Source organism: Streptomyces zaehneri (assembly GCF_032248645.1).
Lineage (GTDB): Bacteria > Actinomycetota > Actinomycetes > Streptomycetales > Streptomycetaceae > Streptomyces > Streptomyces coriariae.
Map to the genome: position 1 here is coordinate 25,438 of NZ_JASTTJ010000005.1, position 26,215 is coordinate 51,652.

Genomic DNA, 26,215 nt, shown 5'->3' on the forward strand with positions numbered 1-26,215 from the left:
AGCGGTAAACAAGCCGGGCGGGACTCGTCGCGGTTCCCGCGAACGACCTTCTCGACCGCGCTGCATTCCTGCTCGGCGGCCCTCCCGGCGATTCTCCTAATCCGGTGGAGTCGCCCCGTACGGCGATCCGCTCGGGGACCGGTAACAGCGCGTTCCGCGAGCACGGCCGGGCCCGTGTCAGAGGTCCCGGAGCGCCGCGAAGCCGATCAGGGAACGCAGGTCGCGCACGGCCCCGGCGGCCAGCGGGGCGTCCGCCAGCGCCGACTCGGCGGCGGCGACCTGTCGGCCCGCCTCGGCCAGCGCCGCCACACGGCCACCCGCCGCCTCGGCCAGCGACGCCGCCTCACCCGGGTCGCCGCCCCGTTCCAGCAGTCCGGCCAGCCGACGCGCTGCGGGAGCGGGTGAGTCCAGCGCGGCCAGCACCGGGAACGTCTTCTTCCGCTCGCGCAGATCGCCGTGGACGGGCTTGCCCGTGACCGACGGGTCGCCCCAGATGCCCAGCACGTCGTCGACCACCTGGAACGCGACCCCGAGATGCCGCCCCGCCCGGTCCAGCGCGGCCGCGGCGGCCGGGGACGCGCCGGCCAGCACGGCCCCCAGCGCGGCGGCACAGCCGAGCAGCGCACCGGTCTTGCCCTCGGCCATCGCCCGGTAGGCGTCCGGCCGCACCCGCTCCGGACCCGACCAGGGCCGCGCGGCGAACAGCAGGTCGTCGGCCTGTCCGCGGACGAGGTCCCCGAGGGCGCCGGACAGCAGGCGTACGGCGTCGGCGCCGGCCGGGGGCGGCTGGAGCGCGAGGGTCTCCACCGCCAGGGCGAACAGGGCGTCACCCGCCAGGACCGCCGGTCCCGTGCCGTACGCCTTCCACACCGTGGCACGCCCGCGCCGGGTCGGATCGCCGTCCATGATGTCGTCGTGGAGCAGGGAGAAGGCGTGCACCAGCTCCACCGCCACCGCCGCGGGCACCCCGGCCCGGGCGGGCCCACCCGCCGCCTCGGCGCCGAGTACCGCGAGGGCCTGCCGTACACCCTTGCCTCCGGAACCGGCCGCGGGCACCCCGCCGACCCCGCACCAGCCGAAGGAGTAGCCGGCCATCTCACCCACCCACGGGTGCGACCGGCCGACGGCCTCCATGAGCGCGGGTCGCACCAACGCCCGGCAGCGGGCGAGGATCCGCGGCGCGCGGGACCGGGTCGCGGTGGCTCCCCGCACCGTCGTGCCGAGCGCGGTCACCGGCCGACCGCCGCGTGCGCGTCGGAAACCCCGGGTGCGGGTGCGGGTGCGGGTGCGGGAGTCTGAGTCGGCTCCGGTGTCGGAGCGGGTGTCGGAGTCGGCTTCGCTGTTGGTGCCGGTGCCGGTGCCGGTGCCGGTGCCGGTGTCGGTGTCGGTGTCGGTGTCGCTGTCGCCGGGGACGACGTCTCGACCCCCAGTTCGGTCTGTGCCCGGGCGACCATCTCCCGTGCGTGCCGCAGCCCGATGCGCTCCAGCTCCCTTGCCAGTTCCGCCAGTTCGGCCGCCGTCTCCCCGTGGTCGCGTCCCAGCCGGGCCAGCGCCTTCGTCAGGCCGAGCCGGGAGAGTGCCTCGCCGCGGGGCTCGCCCATGGCGCGGAACTCGTCGAGCGCCTGCGTGTACATCCGCCGCGCTTCGGGGTAACGCCCGGTCCGGTACAGGACGTTGCCGCGCATCTTGTGGTTGTAGGCCAGTGCGCCGGTCAGGTTCATCGCACGGCAGGACTCCTCGGCCTCCGTCAGCAGGGCGAGGGCGCGTGCGGTGTCCCCGTCCCGCGCGGAGACGATGTCGGCCAGCCCGCGCAGCGCCCAGGCGTGGCCGCGGCGGTCCTCGGCGCCCTCGGCGATCCGGGCCGCCTCCTCGAAGAGGGCGTACGCCGTGTCGTGGTCGCCGGAGTTGCGGTGCATCTGAGCGATGCCCTCCAGGGCCCACACCGTGTGCCGCGCCTCGCCGCGCCTGCGCGCCTCGGCCAGCAACTGCTCGTGCAGCCTGCCCACGGCCTCGTAGTCGCCCTGGATCCGTCCGGTCTCCGCCAGCCCGGCCAGCGAGTAGCCGCGGACCACGATGTCGCCGCCTTGCTCTCCCAGGTCGGCCGCGAGCCCCAGCAGCCTCCGGGCCAGCGGGAACGCGCCCCGTTGCCGGGCCAGGGTGCCGCCGCTCCACAGGGCCCACGCCATCGCGGCGATGTCCCCGGCGTCCCGGGCCGCCCGGTAGCTCGCCTTCCAGGCCCGGTCGGCCTCCCGTACCTGTCCCAGACGCCGGTGCGCCTCGGCGACCGCGAGCCCCGAGCGGGCCGCCTCGCCGTGTTCCCCGGCCTGCTCCGCCGCCCGCAACCGATCGGTGCCGGCGGCCAGTACGTCGTCCAGCGAGGAGTTCACGGACAGGGTGGTGAGAGCGCCCTGGTACTCCGGGGCGAATGCCTTGCCGTACATCGGTTCCCTTCGGCAGACCACCGTCGTATTCACGTATGCGCTCTGTGTATACACGGTGGGTATAGTGCGGTGTGCTGCCGGTCAAGACGCGGGCACGGTGAGGGGGGTTGCCTGTGAGGCGTAGATCACCCCCGGAGGCTGGTGGGGTGTCAGGCGCCGAAGAGCTGGGTCCAGTACGTGCCCGAGGGGCCGCCGCCCGCGAAGCCGACGCCGATGTGGGTGAAGCCGGGCTTGTGGATGTCGGCCCGATGACCGGGGCTGTTCATCCAGCCGTCCATCACCTCGGCGGGGGAGCGCTGGCCGCAGGCGATGTTCTCGCCGATGGTCCGCCGGGTCGAGCCCGCGGCGGCGGCCCGGTCCCAGGGTTGGCTCCCCTCGGGCGAGGTGTGGGCGTAGAAGGCGCGCGCCGCCATGTCCGCGCTGTGCGCCTGCGTCGCCGCCGTGAGCAGGGGATCGACGGCCAGGGCGGGCAGCCCGGCGCTCGCCCGTTCACGGTTGGTGAGGTCGACGACCTCGGCCGCGGTCCGGGCCAGGCCGTCCGGGGTGAGCGGGCTTGTCCACCGGGCGGTCCAGTAGGTGTCGCCGGTGCGTGCGTCGGTGGCCCCTGCCAGCGCGGCGTGCGCGAACGCCGGGTCGTGCAGGGTCCGCCGGGCCCGGTCGGTGCGCAGGCAGTACGCGACGAACTCGGCGGTGGTGCGCGGCCCGGAGACCAGGTGCTCGCCGACGGCGAGATACCGGTATCCGGCGGCCGTCACCCGCTGGTGCACCGAGACGCCGTCCGCACCCTCGGTACCGAGCCGCCCGGCCGCGGCCAGGGCGGCCGCGTGTGCGCGGGCCGCGGAGGCGAGGCGGGCGTCGAGGGACACCGGAGGTGAACCGGCGCTGGCGCGGGAGGGGTTGACGAGGGCGAGGAAGCCGTCGGGATCGGAGACGGACATCGCGGAACTGCGGGAGCCGGACGAGCCGCGCGGTGCGAAGACGGGTCCCGGACCCACGGGCCGTGGTGCGGTCGTCGGCTGTGGGCCGGCGGGGCGTGGGCCGGTTGTCGGCTGTCGGCTCGCCGGGTGTGGGGAGCTCGTCGGCTGTCGGATCGCGGGGGCGGGGCCGCTCTGCCCGGCGTACCCGGGTGGGGGTCCGGCGGCGGTCCGTCCCCCCGTGGGCGGGCTGTCCTCCGCCACGACCTCCACCCCGAAGTCCCGGGCCAGGCCCGCCAGTCCGTCCGCGTACCCCTGGCCGAGCGCCCGCAGCTTCCAGCCGCCGCCCCGCCGGTAGAACTCCGCGAGCAACAGCACCGTCTCGCCCTGGGTGGGCGGTGGCGTGAACCGGGCCAGTACGCGGCCCGGTGCGTCGCTGACGTGCAGCGTGGGCAGGGGCAGCCGGGCCAGGGGTGTGCCCGGCTCGGCCGCGCCGACGACCAGCGTGACGCGGGTCGCGCCGGCCCGCAGCCTGTGGGGTTCCAGCGTCAGGGTGTCGCCCCGGAGCAGGGCTCCCGGCGCCTTCGGCTGGTTGTGGAACACGAGGTCGGCGTCCCCGCGGACCTTGCCGCCGTCGTCCGTGACGAGGGCGAAGACGTCGAAGGGGCCGGGCACCCGGGCGGCCAGGGCGCCGTCCGGGAGGGGCAGGTTGCCCCCGGGAACCAACACGTTCATCCTGCCGCCCCGATGTCGTCGTGCCGGCCCCGCCGGGGGCCTGTCCGGACAACGGGCGGCAGGCCCCCGGGGTTCCTCGCCCGCATCCGGCCGCCCGCCCGCCGGTCGTGGCCGGGCCGCGAACGCCGGGATCAGCCCGACGCGCCGGGCTCCGGTTCGAGCAGCCGCTCGCGGTAGGCGATCGCCACGGCCTCCGTACGGCTCGCCGCGCTCAGCTTGGCGAGGATGTTGGAGACGTGGACGCTCGCCGTCTTGCCGCTGATGAACAGTTCCTCGCCGATCTGCCGGTTGCTCCGGCCGAGCGCGAGCAGCCGCAGGACATCCCGCTCCCGGGCCGTCAGGGCGACCGGACCACCCCGGGCGGTGGGCCCGGCGTCCGTGAGACGTCCACGCCGGAGCAGGTCGTCCGTCCGCGCCAGCAGGGGAGTGGCGCCCAGCCGTAGGGCCGTCTCCCGGGCGGCGCGGGCCTCGGTCGCCGCGTCCTCGCGCCGGCCGGCGGCCAGCAGGGCCTGCGCGTACCGCAGCCGGCAGCGGGCGAGTTCGTAGGCGTCGCCGTAGCCGAACGCCGCCACCGTCCGCTCCCAGGCCGCCGGGTCGGGCCCGGTGGTGGCCCATGCCCACTCGGCCTGCGCACGAGCCAGCCAGGCGCGCCCCTCCGGGCCCTGCGGCACGCCCGCCGCGCCCCGCAGGGCCACCGACCGGGCCGGTTCCAGGAGTTCGGTCGCGGTCGCCGACCAGCGGTCCGCCGCCGCCTCGTCCCCGCCGCCGCGCGCCGTGGCAGCCGCGTCGGCGACCGCCGTGAGGGCGAGAGCGGTGAGCCGGACCGTGACGTCCGGGAGCATGCCCGTGTCGTCCGTGAGGGCTTCGACGGAGGACCGCAGCCGGGCCACCGCCGCCTCGGCGTCACCGCTCTGTGCCGCGGCGTCGGTCAGCACGATGCCCGCGACGAGCGCCGCCATCCAGTCGAAGCGCCCCCCGATCAGGGTCCGGGCCCGGTCGGCGACGCCCTTGTCGCCGCGTGCCAGGCCCACGTACAGGGCGGGACCCACCGCGAATCCACCCGACGCCGGCAGCACCGCCAGGTCGGTCGTCGCCGTGCGCAGACACTCGTCCCAGCGGCCCAGCGTGTAGAGCACCAGCAGCTGGAGGTACCGCATCTCCAGCGGATACGGCGAGGACAGCAGCCCCGCCCGGCGGGCGCGGTCCAGGCCCTCGGCCAGCCAGGGCAGGCACTCCGCCGGCTCCCCGGCCTCGAAGGCGCCGATGGCCAGGGTGAACAGGGCCCGCATCTCCACCGGCGCGTTCCCGCCGCGCCGGGCCAGCTCACGTGCCTGAGTCAGCCGCGCGCGGCCCTCGGCGGAGCGGCGGCCCTCGCCCTCGAGGTTGGCCAGCGAGACCAGGAGGTCGGCACGCGCGTCCGTCAGATCGAGTTGCTCGGCGGCGCGCAGCGCCTCGCGCGCGACCCGCAGGGCGGTCGCTGAGTCACCCACCTGACGGGCCGCCAGGACATGCGTGGCGGCGGCCCACACCCAGGTCGGCGTCGGCGGCTCGGCGGGGATCATCGCCAACGCCTCGCTGCTGTAGGCGAACGCGGCCGTCAGGCTGTCGACGTTCATGAGCGTGCCGGCCAGCGTGTACCGCACCCGTGCGGCGAGTTCGGAGTCGGTGTCCCGGCCGACGCCCGCGAGCGCGGCCCGGGTCAGGGACACCGCGCGGTGCGCCTCCCCGGCGTGCGCGGCCGCCGCCGAGGCGCGCAGCATCAGCGTGACCCGGTCGGTCGCCTCGCCCGACGGGCGGGCCGTCGCGGGCACCGACTCCCAGAGGTCGAGCAGGGCCTCCAGATGGCGCAGTTCCTCGGCGGGCGCGCCGACCCGCCGGGCGTGGTCGGCGGCCTCCAGCGAGGCGGCGAGGGCCTCCCTCAGGTCATGGCTCTCGCGATAGTGGTGGGCGCGCTCCGCCGCGGTCTCGGGCCGGTGGCCCCGGCCGGCCAGCAGAGCGGCGAACGCGCCGTGCAGCCGCGACCGTTCACCCGGCAGCAGATCGGCGTACACCGCCTCGCGGGCGAGGGCGTGCCGGAAGGCGTACGCGCCGTCGTCGCCCGCGACCAGGAGCTGGTGGCCGATGGCCTCCCGCAGTGCCGACTCCAGCTCGTCCTCGGGCAGTCCGACCGCGTCCCGCAGCAGTTCGTGTTCCACCCGCCGGCCGGCGACGGCGGCGGTCCGCAGTACCTGCTGCGCGGTGCCGGGCAGTTGCTCGACGCGGATGAGGAGGAGGTCGGCCAGCCCGCTGGGCATTTTGCCGGCCCCCGTGTCCTTGGCCGCGAGCAACTCCTCGGCGTAGAAGGCGTTGCCCTCCGCGCGCTCCACGATCCGGCGCACCGTGGCGTCCGGCAGCGGCCGGCCCTCCAGGGCACGCAGCAGCCGGGTCACCTCGGCGTCCGCCAGCGGCCGCAGCTCCAGCCGGTCCACGGCCGGCAGCCGCACCAGCTCCGCCAGCAGCGGGCGCAGCGGGTGCCGGCGGTGCAGGTCGTCCGCCCGGTAGGAGGCCAGGACCGCCAGCCGGTGACCGGAGCCGTTGCCGGTGGACCGCTGGAGGAAGCCCCGGCTGAGCAGGAACCGCAGCAGGTCCCGGGAGGACTGGTCCGCCCAGTGCAGATCCTCCAGGACGAGGAGCAGCGGGGTGACGTCCGACAGGTCGGCGAGCAGCGCCGCCATCCCCTCGAACAGCCTCAGCCGCCCCTCTCCGCTGCCGGAGCGCGGGCCGGGACCCGCTTCGTCTGCGTCCGTGCCCGCGCCGAGCAGCCGGTCGACCTCGGGGTGCGCGGCGAGGACGGCGGCGCACCGCTCGTCGGCGGCGAGCAGGCCGAGGATCTCGGTGAACGGCAGATACGGCAGCCCCACGTCCCCGAGGTCGACACAGTGCCCGGTGAGCACGGTCATGCCGGAGCGGGCCGCCCGCGCGGCGACCTCGTCCAGGACCCGGGTCTTGCCCACGCCGGCGTCCCCGGCGATCAGCACCGCGCGTGACTCACCGCCCCGGGCGCGTTCGAGCACGCCGGAGAGCCGGGCCAGCTCCTCTTCCCGGCCGATGAACGCGGTGGCGAACACGGTCTGAGACACGACCCCATCCTGGCACGCGCCACCGACGACGCGGCCCGCGACCAGGAACGGAGCCCTGCCGGGGAGGATGCCAGGAGCCCTGCCGTGACGCGCTCGAAGGCCCGCGCTCGACCCCCGTGCTCAACGGTGCAGTGACCGCGCCCAGTCCTCCGGCACCCGCCCGGCCGGGCCCGGCACGGGCTGGTCCGCGGGGTGAGCGGCCGGAGGGGCGAGCTCCGGCCCGGACTCGTACAGCTCGTCGGTGGAGTAGTCCCAGAACCACTCCTCGCCCGGCTCGAAACTGCGCACCAGGGGATGCCCGGTCGCCTTGTAGTGCGCGGTGGCGTGCTGCGCGGGGGAGGAGTCGCAGCAGCCGACATGGCCGCAGCTCGCGCAGCGCCGCAGGTGGAACCACCAGCCGCCCGCCGCGTCGCAGTCCACGCAGCCGGCGCCGCTGGGCGCAACGTTCGGGTCGATCGCGTCCGTGTCGGTCATACGGGCTCCTCGGCGGTCTCGGGGTCGGGTGCGCTCTCGGGGTCGGGTGCGGTCAGCGGCAGCAGCACCTGGAAGCGGGTGTCTCCCGGCACGGACTCCACATGGAGGTTGCCGTGGTGCTTGTTGACGACGATCCGCCAGGAGATGTCCAGGCCGAGCCCGGTGCCCTCGCCCACCGGCTTGGTGGTGAAGAAGGGGTCGAAGATGCGTCCCCGGACGTCCGGCGGGATCCCGGGACCCGTGTCGCGGAACTCCACCAGCAGCCGGTCGCCCTCGCGCGCCGTCCGCACGGTCAACGTGCCTTCGCCGCCCGCGCTGTTGACGGCGAAGACGGCGTTGTCGACGAGGTTCGTCCACACCTGGTTGAGCTCCGCCGGGTAGGCCGGGATCGCCGGGAGCGCACGGTCGTAGTCCTTGACGACCTCGATGCGCTGCCCGATCTTGCCCGAGAGCATCAGCAGGGTGCTGTCGAGGAGTTCGTGCACGTCGACGACCCGGTAGGGAGCGCGGTCGAGCTGCGAGTACTGCTTGGCGGCGTCGACGAGGTGCGAGATGCGGGTGGTGGAGTCGTCGATCTCGTCCATCAACAGCTCGGTCTCGACCGTGTAGTTGAGCCACCCCACCGCACCCGGCAGGGTGTCCTCGTCGACGGCGGCCGCGACCTGCTCCAGCCAGTCCACGTCCAGCCCGGCCTGCACGAAGGTCGGCGCGATCCGCCAGCCCTCCTGGATGCCGTGGTCGTCGAGCCAGTCGGTGAGGTCGTCCTCCCGGTCGGAGGCCTCCAGCGGGCTCAGCACCGGTGCCTTGGCGACCAGTTCGGCCGTCCGCTCCTGGATCTCGATCAGCCGGGTCAGCGCCTCGGCGTCGTAGGCTCCGGAGGCGATGACGGCCAGCTTGTGCCGCATCTTCGCCACCCGCTCGCGCAGCGTCGCGGTGGCGCGCACGGCCGCCGCGGCCGGGTTGTTGAGCTCATGGGTCAGACCCGCCGACAACGAGCCGAGGGCCAGCAGCCGTTCGCGCTGCCCGACGGCCCGCTGGGTGTTCTTCGAGCCGAAGAACAGCCCCTCCAGCAGATGCGCCGCCATCGGGAACCACTCCCGCATGACGGCCGAGAACGACTCGGCGGGCAGCACGAAGAACCGCGTCGGCTCGGTCACCCGCATCGAGTTGTTGTAGACCTGCGGCACCTGGTCCCCCAGGTATGCCTGCATGGCCCCGGCGTACACCCCGCGCTGGGAGGTGCGGCTCACCTCGATGTCGTCCCCGCCGACCCGGCGGTACAGCACGACCGAGCCCTCGAGCATCACGTAGAAGCAGGTCGCCGGATCGCCCTCGGTGTACACCGGACCGGGCTCGAACCTCTCCACCCGGCCCTCGCTGCACAGCCGCCCCAGCTGCTCGGGGGAGAGCTTCTCGAACAGGAACAGCGAGCTGATCTCGGTCGGGCTGCACGGCATCAACTGCCCGCTCATGACTGCTCCAGGTAGCGGTGGACGAGCATCACGGCCATGGCTCCCTCTCCTACGGCGGACGCGACGCGCTTCGCGGACTCGGCGCGCGCGTCGCCCGCCACGAACACGCCGGGAACACTGGTCTCCAGGTGGTACGGCGGCCGGTCCAGCGTCCAGTCCGCGGGCGGCCGCCCGTCGGGCGTGAGGTCGGGTCCGGCGAGGATGAACCCGCGCTCGTCGCGCAGCACCGTGCCGTCCAGCCAGCCGGTCAGCGGGGCCGCGCCGATGAACACGAACATCCACTGCGCGTCGACGAGTTCGGTCTCGCCGGTCGTCACGTCCCGCAGCGTCAGCTGCTCCAGGTGGCCGTCCCCGTGCGCGGCCTCGACGACCGTGCCGGGGCGCACGGAGATGTTGGGCGACTCGTCGATCTGCTGGATCAGGTAGTACGACATCGACGCCGCCAGGGACTCCCCGCGCACCAGCAGCGTGACGGACTTGGCCCCTCTCGCCAGGTACATGGCCGCCTGGCCGGCCGAGTTGGCGCCGCCCACGATGTAGACGTCCTGCCCCTGGCAGGAGGCCGCCTCGGTGAGCGCCGACCCGTAGAACACCCCGCAGCCGGTCAGGTCGTCGCAGCCCGGCGCCGCCAGCTGCCGGTACGACACGCCCGTCGCGAGGATCACGCTGTGCGCGGCCACCGCCGAGCCGTCCGAGAACCGCACGACGCGCGCGGAGCCGTTGACCTCGAGCCCGGTCACCTCGCGCGCGGTGAGGATCTCGGCGCCGAACTTGGTGGCCTGCCGCCGCGCCCGGTCGGTGAGCTGGGCCCCGGACACGCCGTCCGGGAAGCCCAGGTAGTTCTCGATACGGGAGCTCTGCCCGGCCTGGCCACCGGTCGCGGACCGTTCCACCAGCACGGTGCGCAGGCCCTCGGAGGCCCCGTACACCGCCGCGCCGAGCCCGGCCGGGCCGCCGCCGATCACCACCAGGTCGTAGAAGTCGGCCGTCGGAGTCGTCGCCAGCCCCACGTGGGCGGCCAGTTCGGGCGCGTCCGGCTCGACCAGGGGGGTGCCGTCCGCGGTGACCACCAGCGGCAGCCGCTGCCCGTCGACCCCGGCCGCGGCGAGCAGCCGCTGTCCCTCCGGCTCGTCGGCGGAGTACCAGCGGTACGGCACCTGGTTGCGGGCCAGGAACTCCCGTACCTCCGACGACCGCGCCGACCAGCGGTGCCCGACCACCTTCGTGGCGGGCACCGGCCGGTGGTCGCTGGACCGCCAGGCGTCCAGCAGATCGTCCAGGACGGGGTAGAGCTTCTCCTCCGGCGGGTCCCACGGCTTGAGCAGATAGTGGTCGAGGTCGACGACGTTGATCGCGTCGATCGCCGCGCTCGTGTCGGCGTACGCGGTCAGCAGCACGCGACGGGCGCCCGGATACACGTCCAGGGCCTGCTCGAGGAACTCGATGCCGTTCATCTGGGGCATCCGGTAGTCGGCGAGGATGACGGCCACCAGATCGCCACGGAGTTTCAGCTCGCGCAGCGCCTCCAGCGCGGACTCCCCGGACTCGGCGCGCACGATGCGGTACGCGCCGCCGTAACGGCGCCGCAGGTCACGGGCGACGGCACGGGAGACCCCCGGGTCGTCGTCCACGGTCAGGATGACGGTCCGCGCCGAATCGGCGGCCTGTGCCATACGTCTCCCACCCCGAGAGGGTCGTCACTCACGGCGGCGCGGCGAAGCCCGCGCGCCGGCTCCGCCCATCGTATGTTCGATCGCCCCGCTCCGCTCCGGGATACCGGCGGACCGTGCGCTCTGAGGACAGGGCCGGGCGCCCGCGGTCAAGACGGCCGCCGCGCCCCGAGCACGCAGAACTCGTTGCCCTCGGGGTCGACCAGCGTCACCCAGGGCTGCTCGCCCTGCCCGATGTCCGTGCGGCGGGCGCCCAGGGACAGCAGGCGGGTCACCTCGGCGTGCTGGTCGTCGGGGCGCAAGTCCAGGTGGAGCCGGTTCTTGACCGTCTTCCCCTCCGGCACGGGCACGAAGATCAGGCCGGGCAGCCGGTCCCGCTCCGGTCGGATCTCGTACTCGTCGGACGCGTCGTCGATCACGACCCAGCCGAGGGCCGCGGCCCACCAGCGGCCCAGCGCCACCGGGTCGGCCGAGTCGACGACCACTTGCTCCCACTCGAGTGCCATGGCCGAAGCGTAGTGAAGACTGGGCCCGACGGATGTGATCACGACACAAGGAGGCGGCGGGATGACGGTCCCGATCACGGCAGGGGTCGACGGGACGGACGAGAGCCTCGCGGCGCTCGCCTGGGCGGCCCGCGAGGCCGTCCGGCGCGATCTGGAACTGCGGGTGGTGCACGCCTGGCGGTTCCAGCCGAACGCGGCGGCCGACGTGGCGGACCGGGACGCCCAGGAGCGGTGGGTGCGGGACTCGGTGCGGGAGGCCGTCGCGACGGTCGCCGAGCGGCACCCGGCGCTCGCCGTCACCACCGACGTCCAGGAGGGCAGCCCGGTCGAGACGCTCGTCGCGGCCGCGGCGGACGCGGAACTGCTGGTGCTCGGCTCACGCGGACACGGGGCCGTGGTCGGATTCCTGCTGGGTTCGGTCGGCCGGCAGGTGATCGCCGGGGCCGCGCGCCCCGTCGTGCTGGTCCGCGCCGGTGACAAGCCGTCCTGCGAGGTGGCCGGCCACGAGATCGTCGTCGGCCAGCACGGTGAGCCCGAGGACAGCGCCCCCGCGCTGCGCTTCGCGTTCGAGACGGCGGCCGCCCGGGGCGCGGGCGTCCGTGCGGTGCGGGCCTGGACGCTCCCGCCGGTGTTCGCCTACAGTCCCGGCTCGCTCAAGCTCGCCGACGACGCCGGCGGTCTGGAGCCGTACGAGAAGAAGGCGCTGGCCGCGGCCCTGGAACCGTGGCGGGAGCGGTTCCCCGACGTGCCGGTGGTGGAGCACGTGGAGATGGGCAGCGCCGGACAGGTGCTGCTGTCGGTGTCCGGGCGGGCACAGCTGATGGTGGTCGGCCGCCGCGCCCACCGCACGGCCGTGGGCGCCCGGATCGGCTCGGTGGCGCACGGCGTCCTGCACCACGCGGACTGCCCGGTCGCCGTCGTGCCCCACGACTGACTCACTCGGGGATCGTCGGCTCCAGGGTCTCCCGTGCCCTGGGCAGGATCTTCCTGATGTAGTCCTCGACCGCCGTGTCGAGCCCGATGTCGTGCTGCGCGTGCTCCGAGAGGTACCAGCGGTGTTCGAGGAGCTCGTGGTAGATCTCCGCCGCGTCCATGGAGCCGCGCAGCTCGAGGGGGACCGCGCGCACGGTGGGCCGGAAGACGTCCCGTACCCAGCGGTGCGCCAGCACCTCCGGGCGGGCGGCGAGGGGGTCGCCCGGGGCGTAGTCGTCCTGGGTGGCCATCCAGCTCTCGAGGTCGTTCAGCAGCCGCCGGGCCTGGTTCTCCTCGGTGTCCAGACCGGTGAGGCGCAGCAGTTGGCGCTGGTGGTGGCCCGCGTCGACGACCTTCGGCACGAAGGTGACCGTGTCGCCGTTGGAGGAGTGCTCGATCTGCATCTCGGCGACGTCGAAACCGAGCTCGTTGAGCCGGCGGATCCGGCGCTCGATGTAGTGGTACTTGCCCGCCGGGTAGACCGAGGTGCGGGTCAGTTCCTCCCACAGCGCCCCGTAGCGGGCGCAGATCTCGGTGCCGAACTCGATCGGGTCCACCGAGGGGTGCAGCGCCCCGGACGCCTCCAGGTCGAGCAGCTCGCCGCTGATGTTGACGCGGGCGAGGTCGAGGTCGTAGTCGCGCTGGCCGGGGCTCAGCTGGGGGTGCAGGTCGCCGGTCTCGGCGTCGACGAGGTAGGCGGCGTAGGCGCCCGCGTCCCGTCGGAACAGCGTGTTGGACAGCGAGCAGTCGCCCCACGCGAACCCGGCCAGATGCAGCCGGACCAGCAGCACGGCGAGGGCGTCCATGAGCCGGTGCATGGTCGCCGGGCGCATGGTCGTCTCGAACATCGAGCGGTACGGCATCGAGCCGCCCAGATGCCGGGTGACCAGCACCGACTCCAGCGGGACGCCGCCCTCGTCGGCGCGGCCGGTGACCACGGCCAGCGGGTCGACGGCGGGGATGCCGAGCCGGTCGAGGTCGCGCAGCAGCTCGTACTCGCGCAGCGCGGGGCGCTCGGCGAGCTCCTTGACGGCGATCACCTCGTCGCCGGCCTGGGCGTAGCGCACCACGTGGCGGGAGATGCCGCGCGGCAGCGGGACGAGGACCTCCTCGGGCCACTCCTCCAGGGGCAGGTGCCAGGGCAGCTCCAGCAGGAGTGCCGGGTGCTCCGGGTTGGTGGCGCTGATCTGCAAAGCCATGGCCTGACCTTAGACGGCGCGTTCGCGGGCCTGCTGGGCCGCCGCCCTCACGGAGCCCTGGTGCAGTGGGCCGTGCCCGGGCAGCAGCAGGTCGGCCGGGAGCCCTTCGATCAGGCTCAGGGACTCCACCGCGCGGGCGCGCTCGTGGTGGAACATGTCCGGCAGCAGTTGCGGCCCCACCAGCCGGGAGGTCGGATGGCCGCTGACCAGGGCGTCGCCGGAGACGACCACACCCGCTTGCGGGAGATGGAAGACGGCGTGGCCGCTGGTGTGGCCGGGGGTGTGCACCGGTACCGGCCGGCCGGGCAGGTCGAGCGGGCCGCCGGCGCCGGGGAACGCCTCGGGCGCGGTGACCGGGTGCTGCTCGGTGCCGCCGGAGCGCAGCGCGTGCACCATCCACGGCAGGACGCCGGGCCGCCAGGCGTTCCCCAGCACCTCGCCGACGCTCACCTGCTGGAGGAACTCCCGTCGGGCGTGCGGCACTTCGGCCTCGTGCAGATACACCGGGGTGCCGTACACCGAGCGCAGGTGCTCGGCGGAGCCCAGGTGGTCGTTGTGGGCGTGGGTGATCAGCACGGCCGCGACCGCCTCCGGTGAACTGCCCACGCAGGCGAGGGAGTCCAGGACCAGCTGCCGGTCTCCCGGGTAGCCGGTGTCGATGAGGGTGACGGCGTCCCCTTCGGCGAGGATCACCCAGTTGGTGTTGCTGCCGTGCACCAGGTAGGTGCCGTCCGCCACTTGCCGTACGTCTGCCCGCATGGCCGTCCCGTGTCCTGGAGATCCGTCGTCGACGGGGACAGCAAAGCAGATCACCGCAACGGATGCGGATGGTGGGGTTCCGCGCATGCCGAACAGGGATCCGGTCGTCCGCGGGTGACGACATCGGTCGTGTCGCGGTTCTCGACCTGGAAGTCGTCGTCCGGGGAGAGGGCCAGGGCCCCGGCGGTGGTGGCGGGCTGCGGTGGTCGGTCACACGGTCGAACCACGTACCCCCGAGGGGGCGGGGCACAGGTGACGTCGGCTCCGTTTCAGCGCACCCCGCTCGGGCGGAACTGGACGCTGATGCGGGGCCCGGCGGCGCGGGTGGACTTGGGCACGCAGTGCTCCCAGGTCCGCTGGCAGGAGCCGCCCATCACGATCAGGTCGCCGTGTCCCAGCGGACGCCGTACCGTCTCGCCCCCGCGCGCCGGGCGCAGCAGCAGGTCGCGCGGGGAGCCGACGGAGAGGATCGCGACCATGGTGTCCTCCCGGGCGCCGCGGCCGATCCGGTCGCCGTGCCAGGCGACGCTGTCCCGGCCGTCGCGGTAGTGGCACAGGCCCGCGGTGACGAAGGGCTCGCCCAGCTCCTCGGCGTAGTGCGCGGACAGCGCCCGGCGCGCCTGGGCCAGCACCGGGTGGGGCAGCTCCTCGCCGGCCCCGTAGAACGCCAGCAGGCGCGGGACGTCGATGACGTTGTCGTACATCTTCCGGCGCTCGGCACGCCACGGAACCCCGGTCGCCAGCTCCTCGAACAGGGTGTCCGATCCGGTGAGCCAGCCCGGCAGCACGTCGATCCAGGCGCCCGCGCCGAGCGTGGTCCGGCGGATCCCGTCGAGGGGGCCGAGACGCAGTTCGTCGGTCTGGTCGAAGAGGGAGCCCTGGAGGTGGTGCGCGGTCATGGTCCCAGCGTACGCCTTAATCGAAAGTGTGTTCCCTTCGGTTCCGTGGGGGTGGTGCGGCCGGCTTCGGGAGGGCTTTCGATACATCGGTGTATCGGATACATTCCCGTATCGAACGGAGGTCCGAGATGGCGGCGGAGCAGACCGGGCGATCGACCGGGCGCGTCACCAGGCGCCGGGTCCGCACCCAAGCCAGGCTGCTCGACGCCGCCTTCGAGGTGTTCGCGGCCAAGGGCTTCGGGCGGGTCTCCATCGAGGAGGTCTGCGAGGCCGCCGGCTACAGCAGGGGCGCCTTCTACTCCAACTTCGACAGCCTGGACGAGCTGTTCTTCGCCCTCTACCGGCAACGGGCCGACCTGATCGCCGAGCAGGTGTCCGGGGCCCTCGCCCTCGACGGACCCGACCTCGACGTGCCCGCCGCCGTCGACCGGGTCACCGAGGTGCTCCTGCTCGACCTGGACTGGCTCCTGGTGAAGACGGACTTCCTGGTGCACGCCGCGCGCGCCCCGGACGTCGCGCAGACCCTGCTGCAACACCGGGCGCGGCTGCGGCGGGCGATCGCCGACCGGCTCGCCCGGGCCCGCGGCCTCGCCGAACCGCCGGCCGTGCTCGGGGACGTCGACAGCGCGGCGCACGCCGTGGTCGCCGCCTACGACGGAGTCACCGCCCAACTGCTGCTGGACAAGGACGTCGAGGGTGCCCGCGTCTGGCTGAAGCAACTGCTCACCGCGCTGCTGACCGACGGCAGCGGCACCCCGGAATGACATCCTCAGGAGAAAGGCAGCGGACGCCATGGACGCGGACGTCATCGTCGTCGGAGCGGGCCTCGCGGGCCTGGTCGCGGCGCACGAACTCACCAGCAGGGGGCGGCGGGTCGCCCTGGTCGACCAGGAGAACGCCGCCAACCTCGGCGGCCAGGCGTTCTGGTCCTTCGGCGGGCTCTTCCTCGTCGACTCCCCCGAGCAGCGCCGCCTCGGCATCAAGGACTCCTTCGACCTCGCCTGGAACGACTGGCAGGGCAGCGCGCAGTTCGACCGCGCCGACGACGAGGACTCCTGGGCGGTGCGCTGGGCGCGCGCCTACGTCGAGTTCGCGGCGGGGGAGAAGCGATCCTGGCTCGCCGGGCACGGAATCTCCTTCGTGCCGACCGTCGGCTGGGCGGAGCGCGGCGATCTGCGCGCCGACGGACACGGCAACTCCGTGCCCCGCTTCCACGTCGCCTGGGGCACCGGCACGGGCGTCGTCGAGCCGTTCGCGCGGTATGCCAAGCAGGCGGCGAAGGACGGGCTGCTGACCTTCTACCACCGGCACCAGGTGGACGAGCTGGTCCTGGCCGACGGCGCCGCCCGCGGGGTGCGCGGCACGGTCCTCGCCCCCGACGACAGCGCGCGAGGCGTGGCCTCCAACCGCGACCCCATCGGCGAGTTCGAGCTGACCGCCCAGGCCGTGGTCGTCACCAGCGGCGGCATCGGCGCCAACCACGAGATCGTGCGGCGCTACTGGCCGGAGCGGCTGGGCACGCCGCCCGCCGAGATGGTCACCGGGGTCCCCGCCTACGTCGACGGCCGGATGCTCGACATCAGCGCCGAGGCCGGCGTCCGGCTGGTCAACCGCGACCGCATGTGGCACTACACCGAGGGCATCCAGAACTGGGACCCGATCTGGCCCGGCCACGGCATCCGCATCCTGCCCGGCCCGTCCTCCCTGTGGTTCGACGCCCTCGGCCGCCGCCTGCCCGACCCGTGCCTGCCGGGCTACGACACCCTCAACACGGTCAGGCACCTGCGGACGACCGAGGACATCGCCGGGCACGACCACTCCTGGTTCATCCTCACCCGCAAGATCGTCGAGAAGGAGTTCGCGCTCTCGGGCTCCGAGCAGAACCCCGACATCACCGCCAAGGACCGCAAGGCCGTCCTGCGCGACCGGCTGCTCGGCAAGGGCGCCCCGGCGCCGGTGCAGGCGTTCCTCGACCACGGCGCGGACTTCGTCATCGCCGACACCCTCGAGGGGCTCGTCGAGAAGATGAACGGCCTGACGGAGAAGGCGCTGCTCGACGTGGACACCCTGCGCCGCCAGATCCAGGCCCGCGACCTCCAGATGGCCAACCCGTACGCCAAGGACTCCCAGGTCCAGGGGATCCGCAACGCGCGCCGCTACATCGGCGACCGGCTCGGCCGGGTCGCCACCCCGCACCGCGTCCTGGACCCGGAGGCCGGCCCGCTCATCGCGGTCAAGCTGCACGTCCTCACCCGCAAGACCCTCGGCGGCATCCAGACCGACCTCGACTCGCGCGCCCTGGGCGCCGACGGGCAGCCGGTCGAGGGACTGTACGCGGCGGGCGAGGTGGCCGGCTTCGGCGGCGGTGGCGTGCACGGCTACAACGCCCTCGAAGGGACCTTCCTCGGCGGCTGCCTCTTCTCCGGACGGGCCGCGGGCCGGGCCGCGGCCCGGCAGACGGGCTGAGGGAGGGCCTGCCGGGGACGACCAGGAAGACGGGCGCGCGGACGGACGGGCCGGCGGCGGGCCGACCGTCCCGGACCGTCAGCGCCGGTCCGCCTCCAGCAGGCGGACCAGCACCGCCGTATGGCTCTGCGCCGGGGACTTCGCGGATGTCAGCAGCGTCACCGGACCCTCCCGGACCGACCTGCGCAACCGGTCGAGGAGTCCGGCCGCCTCGGGGTCGGTCAGCTCCGCCTCGTACCGGCGCGCGAACTCCTCGTACGACCCCTCGCCCGCGTGGTACCAGCGGCGCAGCTCGGTGGACGGGGTGAGGCCCTTGGGCCACTCGTCCACGCGGGCCGCGTCCTTGGACACCCCGCGCGGCCACAGCCGGTCGACCAGGACCCGCACCCCGTCGTCGGGCTCGGGCGGGTCGTAGACACGACGCACGCGGACACTCATGGGCGGGCCGTCCGTCCGTCATCGGGTGGGCAGGTCCTGCCGAGCGTAGGCCCCGGACGCCCGCCGACACCGCTCGGCTTGACCTGAATGAGGGGGAAGCCGGAGGCGCCCGACCCTAGTCTGAGGACGTTTGATCACACGCCACCCCCCCAGGAGCGCACGTGACCCACCCTCGCAGACGCGCCACCACCCTCCTGCGCCGCGAAACCGTCGCCGTCACCGTCCCCGTCGCCCTGGCGGCGCTGCTCGCGGCGGCCGGACCCGCCACCGCGGCCGGACCGGCGGGCACCGCAGGCGTCGGCGACCCCTACTTCCCGCTCGCCGGCAACGGCGGCTACCACGTGACCCACTACGACCTGACCCTCCGCTACGACCCGGACAGCCGGCACCTCGACGGCACGGCGGTTCTCACCGCCCGCGCCACCCGGCGGCTGACCCGCTTCGACCTCGACTTCCAGGGGCTGAAGGTCACCGGCCTCACCGTCGACCACGTCAAGGCCGCCCACCGGCGCGACGGCCAGGAACTGGTCGTCACCCCGCGGCGCGCCCTGCGCAAGGGCGAGCGGTTCCAGGTCACCGTCGCCTACAACGGCACCCCGGGCCCGGTCACCGACCCCGACGGCTCCCTCGACGGCTGGATCCCCACCGACGACGGGGCCTTCGTCGCCGGCGAACCGCAGGGCGCCATGACCTGGTTCCCGGCCAACAACCATCCCCTCGACAAGTCCTCCTACGACTTCACGATCACCGTCCCCGAGGACCGCGCCGCCGTCGCCAACGGCGTCCTCCTCGGCCGGCGCACCACCCACGGCAGGACCACCTTCCGCTGGCGCCAGAGCGAACCCATGGCCGCCTACCTCGCCACCGCCACCGTGGGAAAGTTCCAGGTCAAGCAGTACACGACCCGCGACGGCCTCAAGGTCTACGACGCCGTCGACCCGCGCGAGGCCGCGGCCGCCGCGCCCGTGGTCAAGCAACTGCCCTCCGTGCTGGAGTGGGAGAGCGCACTGTTCGGGCCCTACCCGTTCCGCGCCGCCGGCTCCGTCGTCGACCACGCCCCGGACGTCGGCTACGCCCTGGAGACCCAGTCGCGGCCCGTGTACGACCGGGCCCCCGACCTGAGCACCCTCGTCCACGAGAGCGCCCACCAGTGGTTCGGCGACTCCGTCTCGCTCACCTCCTGGAAGGACATCTGGCTCAACGAGGGCTTCGCCACCTACGCCGAGTGGCTCTACGCCGAGCAGCACGGCGGCAGCACCGCCCAGAAGACCTTCGACGCCCTGTACGCCCGCCCCGCCACCGACGGCCTGTGGGCGTTCCCGCCCGGCGACCCCGGCAGCGGCGCGAACATCTTCGACACCCCCGTCTACGCCCGCGGCGCCATGACCCTGCACGCCCTGCGCACGACCGTCGGAGACCGGGCCTTCTTCCGCGTCCTGCGGGCATGGGCCGCCGCACACCGCTACGGCCACGGCACCACCGCCCAGTTCGAACGGCTCGCGGAACGGGAGTCCGGGCAGGACCTCGGCGCGCTGTTCAGGAGCTGGCTGTACGGCCGGGGCAAGCCCGCGAGGCCGTAGGCCGGGTCCGCGAAGTCCCGCCTGGCTCGCGGCGCCCGCTCCCTCGCAGGGCGACCCCCAGCCGCGTCGTCGGGGTCGCCCGCGTACACCCGGTACGAGGGTGACCCTCCGCCTCGCGATCGCACGCACCGGACACCGCGAGACCTGCCCTGCCCTGCGGGCGGACGGCGCTGCTTCGCGGACCCGACGCGGCGCCCGAACGGGCCCCGGAACCTGACGAGTTCCAAACACCCGTCGGAGAAGGTCGAACGATGATCACCCTTCGCCGCCGGGCCGCGCTGCTCGCCGCATCCCTCCTGCTCACCGGATGCGGCGGCGGCGCCGCGGCCACACCGGAGCACCGGCCCGCCGCCACCGCCACCGGCCCACCGGCGACGTCCGGCACACCCGCCCCCGCGATCTCCGTCGAGGCGGCACCGCAGCGGATACCCGGCCTGGGGACGAAGACCTGGGCAGCCCTGCCCCCGGCCCCGGCTCTCTCGGCTCGTGCCCAGGGGCCCACAAGGCCCCGGCACGGCTCACGAACTGCGTCGGGCGGCCCGTATCCGCCGCTTGAGGGCGCGTCGTTCGTCCTCACTGGTGCCGCCCCAGACCCCGAGGGTCTGCTCGGTCTCCATGGCCCACTCCAGGCACTGCTCCCGCACGGGGCAGCGTCGGCAGACCGTCTTCGCCTGCTCCGTCTGGAGCAGTGCCGGACCGGACGTACCGATCGGGAAGAAGAGGTCGGGGTCCTCGTTGCGGCACTCGGCATGCTCTCGCCAGTTGTCCATCGAAGTCACCTGCGATCTCGTCGTATGCGCTTTTCCGGATGAGTTGCTCCCGGTCGGGTCACCGGAGGGGCGGCGGTGAAACAGGATGGCCCGGAAAAGCGTTCACCGGTCCCGCAGCCCCCACGGGGAGCCGTACGCCGTGAGCAGGTCGAGGAACGGCCGGGGCGCGAACGCCTCGGGGCCCAGGACGCCCGCGCCGGACCACGCGCCCGTGGCGAGCAGTTCGAGGGCGACCACCGGGTTGACGGCGGTCTGCCACACCACGGCCTGGCTGCCGTACTCGGCCATGGACCACTGGTTGTCGACCACGTGGTACAGGTACACCTCGCGCGGCGCGCCGTCCTTCACGCCCCGCACCCAGGTGCCCGCGCAGGTCTTGCCGTGCATCAGCTCGCCCAGGGTCGCCGGGTCGGGCAGACAGGCTGCCACCACGTCCCGGGGCGAGACGGACACCGGTCCCGACGCGCTCGGCACGGTCACCGGCGCGGTGCGGTCCAGCCCCAGCAGGTGCAGCGTCTTCAGGGTCTCGATGAACTCGTTGCCCAGGCCGTACTTGAAGGTGACCCGGCGCGCCTTCACCCAGCGCGGCACGAGCAGCACCTCCTCGTGCTCGACGTTCACGCACTCCACCGGCCCGATGCCCTCGGGGAAGTCGAACACCTCGGGCTCGCTGAACGGCGCGGTGGTGAACCACCCCCGGTCGGCCTCGTAGACCACCGGGGGGTTGAGGCACTCCTCGATGGTGGTCCAGATGTTGAAGGAGGGCGCGAAGTCGTGGCCCTCGACGGTGAGGTTCGCGCCGTCGCGGATGCCGATCTCCTCGATCTCGTCGAAGAGTTCGTCGGCGGCGTACCGGGCGAAGACGTCCGAAAGACCCGGCTCGACCCCCATGCCGACCAGGGCCAGGGCGCCCGCCTCGGCCCACTCGTCGGCCTCGGCGAACTGCGCGTCGCCGAGCCGGACGCCGCACTCCTCGTACGGCCGGTCCGGGTGTGGCCGCGACAGTGACATCGCCATGTCGACGTAGGTGGCCCCGGCGGTGCGCGCCGCGTGGAACAGCGGCATCACGAACCGCGGGTCGGTGGCGTTGAGCAGGACGTCGCAGCGGTGGCGGGCGAGCAGGTCGGCCACGGCCGCCTCGTCGCCGGCGTCGACGCGCTCGGCGTGGAAGCGGTCGTCGCCGTCGAGCGCGGCGACGGCGGCAGCGGCGCGATCGGGGTCGTAGTCGGCGACCACCAGCGCCTCGAAGAACGGACGGCGGGCCGCGATCCGGGTGATGGCGGTGCCCACACCGCCGGCGCCCACGAGAAGGACACGCATGAACGGAACTCCCTCGGCTGAGAATGCGAATGGATGCTAACGAAGGTGAACAAGCTGAACGAAGTTGGGCGAAAGCGCGCTAAGGGGCCCTGAGGCAGATACAACTCCGTGCGTCCACGTAAGGTCAATGGTGTTGGCATAAGAGCGCAGGCCCGCAGAAGGGGCGAGGGGGCGAGGGACCGTGGCCAAGCAGGTCGTATCCGAGGAGAAGCGGCGTCGGCGCCGGCCCACCCGGAGCGGCACCGTGCTGTCCGAGCGGCTGATCGTCGAGGCGGCGCTGCGCCTGCTGCGCGAGCACGGCAGCGCCGGCCTGTCCGCCCGCCGTCTCGGCATCGCCCTCGACTGCGACCCCAGCACCCTCTACCGGTACTTCCGGGGCATGGACGAGCTGACCCTGGCCATCGGCGACGCGCTCGTCGGCGAGGCGCTGCGCGGCTGGCGGCCGACGGGGGAGTGGCGCACGGATCTGCACACCGTCGGGCTGCGCATCCACGCCGCCTACGTGGCCCACCCGCAGGCGGCCCAGCTCACCGCGAGCCGGGTGACCGGCCGGGCCAACGAACTCGCCGCCGACGAGGCCGTCCTGGACGTGCTGCGCACCGCGGGGTTCCCGCTGCCGGACACCGTGCGGATCTACCACGCCTTCATCGACCAGACGCTGGCCTTCGCCGCCCTGGACGCCGCGTCCCTGGCCCTGCCCCGGGCCACGCGGCGCGCGGACGACGCGGTCTGGCGTTCGACGTACGCCCGGCTGCCCGCCGAGACCCACCCGCGGATCGCCGAGGCGGCCCCGCTGCTGTCGACCCGCATGGTGACCAGCGCCTATCCGACGGCGCTGGAGATGCTGCTGGACAGCGCGCAGGCGACGCTGGCCGGGCTCAGCTCCTGAGGGCCTCGGCCGCCGTCGCCGCCACCGCGTCCGCCACGGCCGCCAGCGCCGGGGAGTCGAGCTTCCACTGCTGCCAGTAAAGCGGGACGTCCAGCGGGCGCTCGGGGGCGAGACAGACCAGGCGGCCGGAGCGCAGCAGCGGGCCGGCCTGCACCTCGGGCACCATGCCCCAGCCCAGGCCGGCGACCACGGCGGTCACGAATCCCTCCGAGGTCGGCACCGCCTGTCGTACCGGACCCGCGCCGCCGGTGCCCCGGCGCAGTCCGCGCACGAACGCGTCCTGGAGGTCGTCGCTCCGGTCGAAGGTCATCACGGGTGCCCTGCCGAGGGTTTCGTGCAGCGGGCCGCCGCCCAGGTGGCGGGAGACGAAGTCCGGGGTCGCGGCGGCCAGGTAGCGCATCGTGCCGAGGGTCCGCACGGTGCAGCCGGTCACGGCCTCGGGCGACGAGGTCACCGCGGCCATCACCAGCCCCTCCCGCAGGAGTTCCGCCGTGCGGGTCTCGTCCTCGCGGTGCAGTTCGAAGCAGAGCTGCGGCTCCCGCGGCATCCGGGTCAGGGCCGGCAGGAACCAGGTGGCGAGCGAGTCCGCGTTCACCGCGACCGTCACCCTGGCCGGCTCGCCCTCGCCGCTCATGCCGAGCTCGGACCGCGTGTCGCGCTCGAGCCGGGCGAGCTGGCGGGCGAACCGGACCACGATCTCGCCGGACTCCGTGGGCCGTACCGGCTTGGTGCGCAGCAGCAGTACCCGGCCCGTGCGCTGCTCCAGTGCCTTGACGCGCTGGCTGACCGCCGAAGGCGTCACGTGCAGGGCGGCGGCGGCCGCGTCGAAGGTGCCCTCGTCCACCACCGCGAGCAGGGTGCGCACCTGGTCGAGCGGGAGGTCCGTCATCATCCGATCATCACGAGAGCTAATGATACGTAAGAATCTTTAGCTGTACGTACAGTGATCGCGTCCCTAGCGTGGACGTCATGTCCCACACCCTCACCGCCGCGGCCGCCGGATTCGGCACCGGTCTGTCGCTCATCGTCGCCATCGGCGCCCAGAACGCCTTCGTCCTGCGCCAGGGCGTCCGCCGTGACGCCGTCCTCGCCGTCGTCGGGATCTGCGCCCTGTCCGACGCACTGCTCATCGCCCTGGGGGTGGGCGGAGTGGGCGCGCTGGTGGTGGCCTGGCCCGGGGTGCTGACCGCGGTCGGCTGGATCGGCGGTCTGTTCCTGCTCTGCTACGGGGCGCTGGCGGCCCGGCGGGCGTTCCGGCCCGCGGGTGGCCTGGCGGTCGAGGGGGAGAGCGCGGGTTCCCTGCGCCGCGCCGTGCTGACCTGTCTGGCGCTGACCTGGCTCAACCCGCACGTCTACCTCGACACGGTCTTCCTGCTCGGTTCCGTCGCCGCAGACCGCGGCCCGATGCGCTGGACCTTCGGTCTCGGCGCCGCCTTCGCCAGCCTGTGCTGGTTCGCCGCGCTGGGCTTCGGCGCCCGCCTGCTCGGCCGGTTCCTGACCCGGCCGGCCGCCTGGCGTGTCCTGGACGCTCTGGTCGCCGCCACGATGATCGTCCTCGGCGTGACGCTCGTCGCCGGGGCCTGACCGGTGAGGGCTCGTCATGCGCCGTCCGGAATCTGAGATCCCGTATCCACAGGGCGGTGAAAGCACAGCAGGTGCTGGGATAGTGACCTGCGATCCGAAAGATGTAACGAGCAACCAGGAATCGCGTGGACACGAGTGAGAGCAGCACCGCACCCGAGGCCGGGGAGGCCGGCCCGAGTCCGCAGGACCGGCCCCGGAGCGGCTGGCGCCGCTGGGCGATGGACACCCGCCCGCTGCGTCGGCCGGCCTACCGGCGACTGTGGTCCTCGACCATCGTCACGGCCGTGGGCAGCCAGCTCACCGCCGTCGCGGTACCCAAGCAGATCTACGACATCACCGGCTCCTCCGCCTGGGTCGGCTATGCGAGCCTCGCCGGGCTGGTGCCGATGGTGCTGTTCGCGCTGTGGGGCGGCGCGGTCGCCGACACCGTCGACCGGCGCAAGCTGCTGCTGGTCACCAACAGCGGTATCGCCGTCACCTCGGTGCTGTTCTGGCTCCAGGCGGTCTCGGGACTCGACTCGGTGGCCGTGCTGATGGTGCTGCTCGCCACCCAGCAGGCCTTCTTCGGCCTCAACGCGCCCGCTCGCAACGCCTCCATCGCCCGGCTGGTGCCGGCGGGCGAACTCGCCGCCGCCAACGCCCTCGGCTCGACCGTCATGCAGACCGGTCTGGTCGCCGGGCCGCTGCTCGCGGGCTCCCTGATCCCCGTCATCGGCCTGCCCGAGCTGTACCTCCTCGACGCCGTCGCGCTGTGCGTGACGCTGTGGGCGGTGGCCCGTCTGCCCGCGCTGCCGCCCCTGGCGAGCGCCACCGCCCGGCGCGCCGGGGTGCGGGAGATCGCGGAGGGCTTCCGCTACATCTCCCGGCACAAGGTCCTGCTGCTGTCCTTCCTCGCCGACGTCATCGCCATGGTCTTCGGCATGCCCCGGGCCCTGTTCCCGCAGCTCGCCGCCGAGACGTACGCCTCCTTGGGCGAAGGGCTCGCACTCGGCCTGCTGTTCGCGGCGATCCCCATCGGCGCGGTGCTGGGCGGACTGTTCTCCGGCACGTTCTCCCGGGCCCGGCGGCACGGCTGGATGGTCATCGGCGCCGTCGTCGCCTGGGGTGCGGCGATCGCCGGGTTCGGACTGAGCGGCAGTCTGTGGCTCGCCGTGGTGTTCCTGGTCTGTGCCGGGGTCGCCGACATGGTCTCCATGGTCTTCCGCGGGGCGATCCTGTTGTCCGCCGCCACCGACGAGATGCGCGGCCGCATGCAGGGCGTCTTCACCGTCGTCGTCGCGGGCGGCCCCCGGCTGGCCGACGCCCTGCACGGCACGGCCGGCGCCGCCTTCGGGCCCCGTGTCGCCGTCGCGGGGGGCGGTCTGCTGGTCGTCGCCTCGATGCTGGGCCTGGCGGTCGCCGTGCCCGCGCTGCGCCGGTACCGCGTCTGAGCCGGGCGTGGGGTCTACAGGTCCCCGCGCCGGTACGACCCGTACTGCTCCATCAGCTTGCCCCGGGTCGTCTCCAGCCGGTGCGCGAGGATCTCCGCCACGATCCGTATCAGCGACATCCCGAGCGCCGGATCCTCGTCGCACAGGGCGAGCACCGGTGGCGCCTCGAACTCGTAGGCGCGTACCGGGCTGAAGGCCTCCGCGCCGAAGTCCCACCGGTACGGCGGGAACAGCCAGGACCAGCCCAGCAGGTCGCCGGCGCCGAGGCTCGCGACGGTGACCCGCCGCAGGGAGGTCACCTGCTGGACGAGCGAGACCGCGCCTGAGCGGATGACCCAGAAGCGGTCGGCGGTGCCGCCCGCGTCGAAGATCCGGGCGTCCTCCGGGAAGGACACCTCACGGGCCAGTGTCATCAGATGCTGACGCTGGGGCGGGGGAAGCGCGGTCAGCAGTTTCGTCGCTTTGGTCATGGCCCGGAGCTCCTCGCCGACGATCGGTAGGGGTGCTTCCCCTTCCCATTTCAGCCGCTGCCGACGCGCCGGGCACCTCGGCGGGCCGCACTTTCGACGTGCGGGCCA

Annotated in this window: 23 protein-coding genes; 7 read left to right on the plus strand and 16 right to left on the minus strand. The window is 73.7% G+C overall.

The features are described 5' to 3' along the window. Positions 1-177 precede the first annotated feature (177 nt). From QQM72_RS10290 to QQM72_RS10325, 8 genes are all read right to left on the minus strand, one after another. Positions 178-1,233 (minus strand): polyprenyl synthetase family protein, encoded by a 1,056-nt coding sequence (locus QQM72_RS10290; protein ID WP_314220513.1) that lies wholly within the window; start codon positions 1,231-1,233, stop codon positions 178-180. Next, complete coding sequence (locus tag QQM72_RS10295; RefSeq protein ID WP_314220514.1) at positions 1,230-2,441, minus strand: tetratricopeptide repeat protein; 1,212 nt, start codon at positions 2,439-2,441, stop codon at positions 1,230-1,232. Before QQM72_RS10295 ends, QQM72_RS10290 begins: the two co-directional genes overlap by 4 nt. Before the next feature lie 149 nt (positions 2,442-2,590). Beyond that, positions 2,591-4,090: a CAP domain-containing protein gene (locus QQM72_RS10300; protein WP_314220515.1), complete on the minus strand. Its 1,500-nt coding sequence runs from the start codon at positions 4,088-4,090 to the stop codon at positions 2,591-2,593. 131 nt (positions 4,091-4,221) lie between these two features. Then, entirely contained in the window at positions 4,222-7,209 is a 2,988-nt protein-coding gene (locus QQM72_RS10305; protein WP_314220516.1) for a helix-turn-helix transcriptional regulator, read from the minus strand. A 120-nt stretch (positions 7,210-7,329) separates the two neighbouring features. Continuing rightward, the gene (locus QQM72_RS10310; RefSeq protein WP_314220517.1) at positions 7,330-7,683 is read right to left on the minus strand and encodes a UBP-type zinc finger domain-containing protein; all 354 of its coding nucleotides are present in this window, start codon (positions 7,681-7,683) and stop codon (positions 7,330-7,332) included. Continuing rightward, positions 7,680-9,155 (minus strand): ATP-binding protein, encoded by a 1,476-nt coding sequence (locus tag QQM72_RS10315; protein ID WP_314220518.1) that lies wholly within the window; start codon positions 9,153-9,155, stop codon positions 7,680-7,682. Before QQM72_RS10315 ends, QQM72_RS10310 begins: the two co-directional genes overlap by 4 nt. Then, the gene (locus QQM72_RS10320) at positions 9,152-10,828 is read right to left on the minus strand and encodes an FAD-dependent oxidoreductase (RefSeq protein ID WP_314220519.1); all 1,677 of its coding nucleotides are present in this window, start codon (positions 10,826-10,828) and stop codon (positions 9,152-9,154) included. Before QQM72_RS10320 ends, QQM72_RS10315 begins: the two co-directional genes overlap by 4 nt. A gap of 146 nt (positions 10,829-10,974) precedes the next feature. Beyond that, entirely contained in the window at positions 10,975-11,331 is a 357-nt protein-coding gene (locus QQM72_RS10325; protein WP_314220520.1) for a VOC family protein, read from the minus strand. A gap of 61 nt (positions 11,332-11,392) precedes the next feature. Between QQM72_RS10325 and QQM72_RS10330 the strand changes: the two genes are divergently transcribed. Continuing rightward, on the plus strand, positions 11,393-12,265 hold the full coding sequence (locus QQM72_RS10330) for a universal stress protein (RefSeq protein WP_314220521.1): 873 nt from the start codon (positions 11,393-11,395) through the stop codon (positions 12,263-12,265). A gap of 1 nt (position 12,266) precedes the next feature. On the opposite strand, the gene QQM72_RS10335 is transcribed toward QQM72_RS10330, so the two are convergent. The 3 genes from QQM72_RS10335 to QQM72_RS10345 form a co-directional block, all read right to left on the minus strand. Further along, positions 12,267-13,502 carry a DUF4032 domain-containing protein gene (locus QQM72_RS10335; protein ID WP_314220522.1) on the minus strand — a complete coding sequence of 412 codons (1,236 nt, stop codon included), beginning with the start codon at positions 13,500-13,502 and terminating at the stop codon, positions 12,267-12,269. Positions 13,503-13,511: 9 nt separating this feature from the next. Then, positions 13,512-14,261 carry an MBL fold metallo-hydrolase gene (locus QQM72_RS10340; RefSeq protein ID WP_314220523.1) on the minus strand — a complete coding sequence of 250 codons (750 nt, stop codon included), beginning with the start codon at positions 14,259-14,261 and terminating at the stop codon, positions 13,512-13,514. A gap of 269 nt (positions 14,262-14,530) precedes the next feature. Continuing rightward, positions 14,531-15,160 carry an alpha-ketoglutarate-dependent dioxygenase AlkB gene (locus QQM72_RS10345; protein ID WP_314220524.1) on the minus strand — a complete coding sequence of 210 codons (630 nt, stop codon included), beginning with the start codon at positions 15,158-15,160 and terminating at the stop codon, positions 14,531-14,533. Positions 15,161-15,288: 128 nt separating this feature from the next. Between QQM72_RS10345 and QQM72_RS10350 the strand changes: the two genes are divergently transcribed. Further along, a complete protein-coding gene (locus QQM72_RS10350) occupies positions 15,289-15,924 on the plus strand; it encodes a TetR/AcrR family transcriptional regulator (RefSeq protein ID WP_314220525.1) in 636 nt (211 codons plus the stop codon). A 28-nt stretch (positions 15,925-15,952) separates the two neighbouring features. Beyond that, positions 15,953-17,626: an FAD-binding dehydrogenase gene (locus QQM72_RS10355; protein ID WP_314220526.1), complete on the plus strand. Its 1,674-nt coding sequence runs from the start codon at positions 15,953-15,955 to the stop codon at positions 17,624-17,626. 78 nt (positions 17,627-17,704) lie between these two features. Here QQM72_RS10355 and QQM72_RS10360 read toward each other — a convergent pair whose 3' ends face one another. Continuing rightward, positions 17,705-18,064, minus strand: coding sequence for a DUF488 domain-containing protein (locus tag QQM72_RS10360; protein ID WP_314220527.1), 360 nt, complete (start codon positions 18,062-18,064; stop codon positions 17,705-17,707). 161 nt (positions 18,065-18,225) lie between these two features. Here QQM72_RS10360 and QQM72_RS10365 point away from each other — a divergent pair, with 161 nt between their 5' ends. Then, the gene (locus QQM72_RS10365; protein ID WP_314220528.1) at positions 18,226-19,644 is read left to right on the plus strand and encodes a M1 family metallopeptidase; all 1,419 of its coding nucleotides are present in this window, start codon (positions 18,226-18,228) and stop codon (positions 19,642-19,644) included. Positions 19,645-20,162: 518 nt separating this feature from the next. Here the strand turns inward: QQM72_RS10365 and QQM72_RS10370 are convergent. Beyond that, entirely contained in the window at positions 20,163-20,414 is a 252-nt protein-coding gene (locus tag QQM72_RS10370) for a WhiB family transcriptional regulator (protein ID WP_314220529.1), read from the minus strand. Between the two features lie 102 nt (positions 20,415-20,516). Beyond that, complete coding sequence (locus tag QQM72_RS10375) at positions 20,517-21,734, minus strand: saccharopine dehydrogenase family protein (protein WP_314220530.1); 1,218 nt, start codon at positions 21,732-21,734, stop codon at positions 20,517-20,519. 181 nt (positions 21,735-21,915) lie between these two features. On the opposite strand from QQM72_RS10375, the gene QQM72_RS10380 reads away from it, so the two are divergent. Further along, positions 21,916-22,623 carry a TetR/AcrR family transcriptional regulator gene (locus QQM72_RS10380; RefSeq protein WP_314220531.1) on the plus strand — a complete coding sequence of 236 codons (708 nt, stop codon included), beginning with the start codon at positions 21,916-21,918 and terminating at the stop codon, positions 22,621-22,623. Here the strand turns inward: QQM72_RS10380 and QQM72_RS10385 are convergent. Beyond that, positions 22,613-23,515 (minus strand): LysR family transcriptional regulator ArgP, encoded by a 903-nt coding sequence (locus tag QQM72_RS10385; protein ID WP_314220532.1) that lies wholly within the window; start codon positions 23,513-23,515, stop codon positions 22,613-22,615. The genes QQM72_RS10380 and QQM72_RS10385 overlap by 11 nt on opposite strands. A 77-nt stretch (positions 23,516-23,592) precedes the next feature. Here QQM72_RS10385 and QQM72_RS10390 point away from each other — a divergent pair, with 77 nt between their 5' ends. Together QQM72_RS10390 and QQM72_RS10395 are read left to right on the plus strand one after the other, a co-directional pair. Further along, the gene (locus QQM72_RS10390; protein WP_314220533.1) at positions 23,593-24,207 is read left to right on the plus strand and encodes a LysE/ArgO family amino acid transporter; all 615 of its coding nucleotides are present in this window, start codon (positions 23,593-23,595) and stop codon (positions 24,205-24,207) included. Positions 24,208-24,332: 125 nt separating this feature from the next. Further along, a complete protein-coding gene (locus QQM72_RS10395; protein ID WP_314220534.1) occupies positions 24,333-25,637 on the plus strand; it encodes an MFS transporter in 1,305 nt (434 codons plus the stop codon). A gap of 14 nt (positions 25,638-25,651) precedes the next feature. On the opposite strand, the gene QQM72_RS10400 is transcribed toward QQM72_RS10395, so the two are convergent. Then, positions 25,652-26,107 (minus strand): cyclic nucleotide-binding domain-containing protein, encoded by a 456-nt coding sequence (locus QQM72_RS10400; protein WP_314220535.1) that lies wholly within the window; start codon positions 26,105-26,107, stop codon positions 25,652-25,654. Positions 26,108-26,215: the final 108 nt, after the last annotated feature.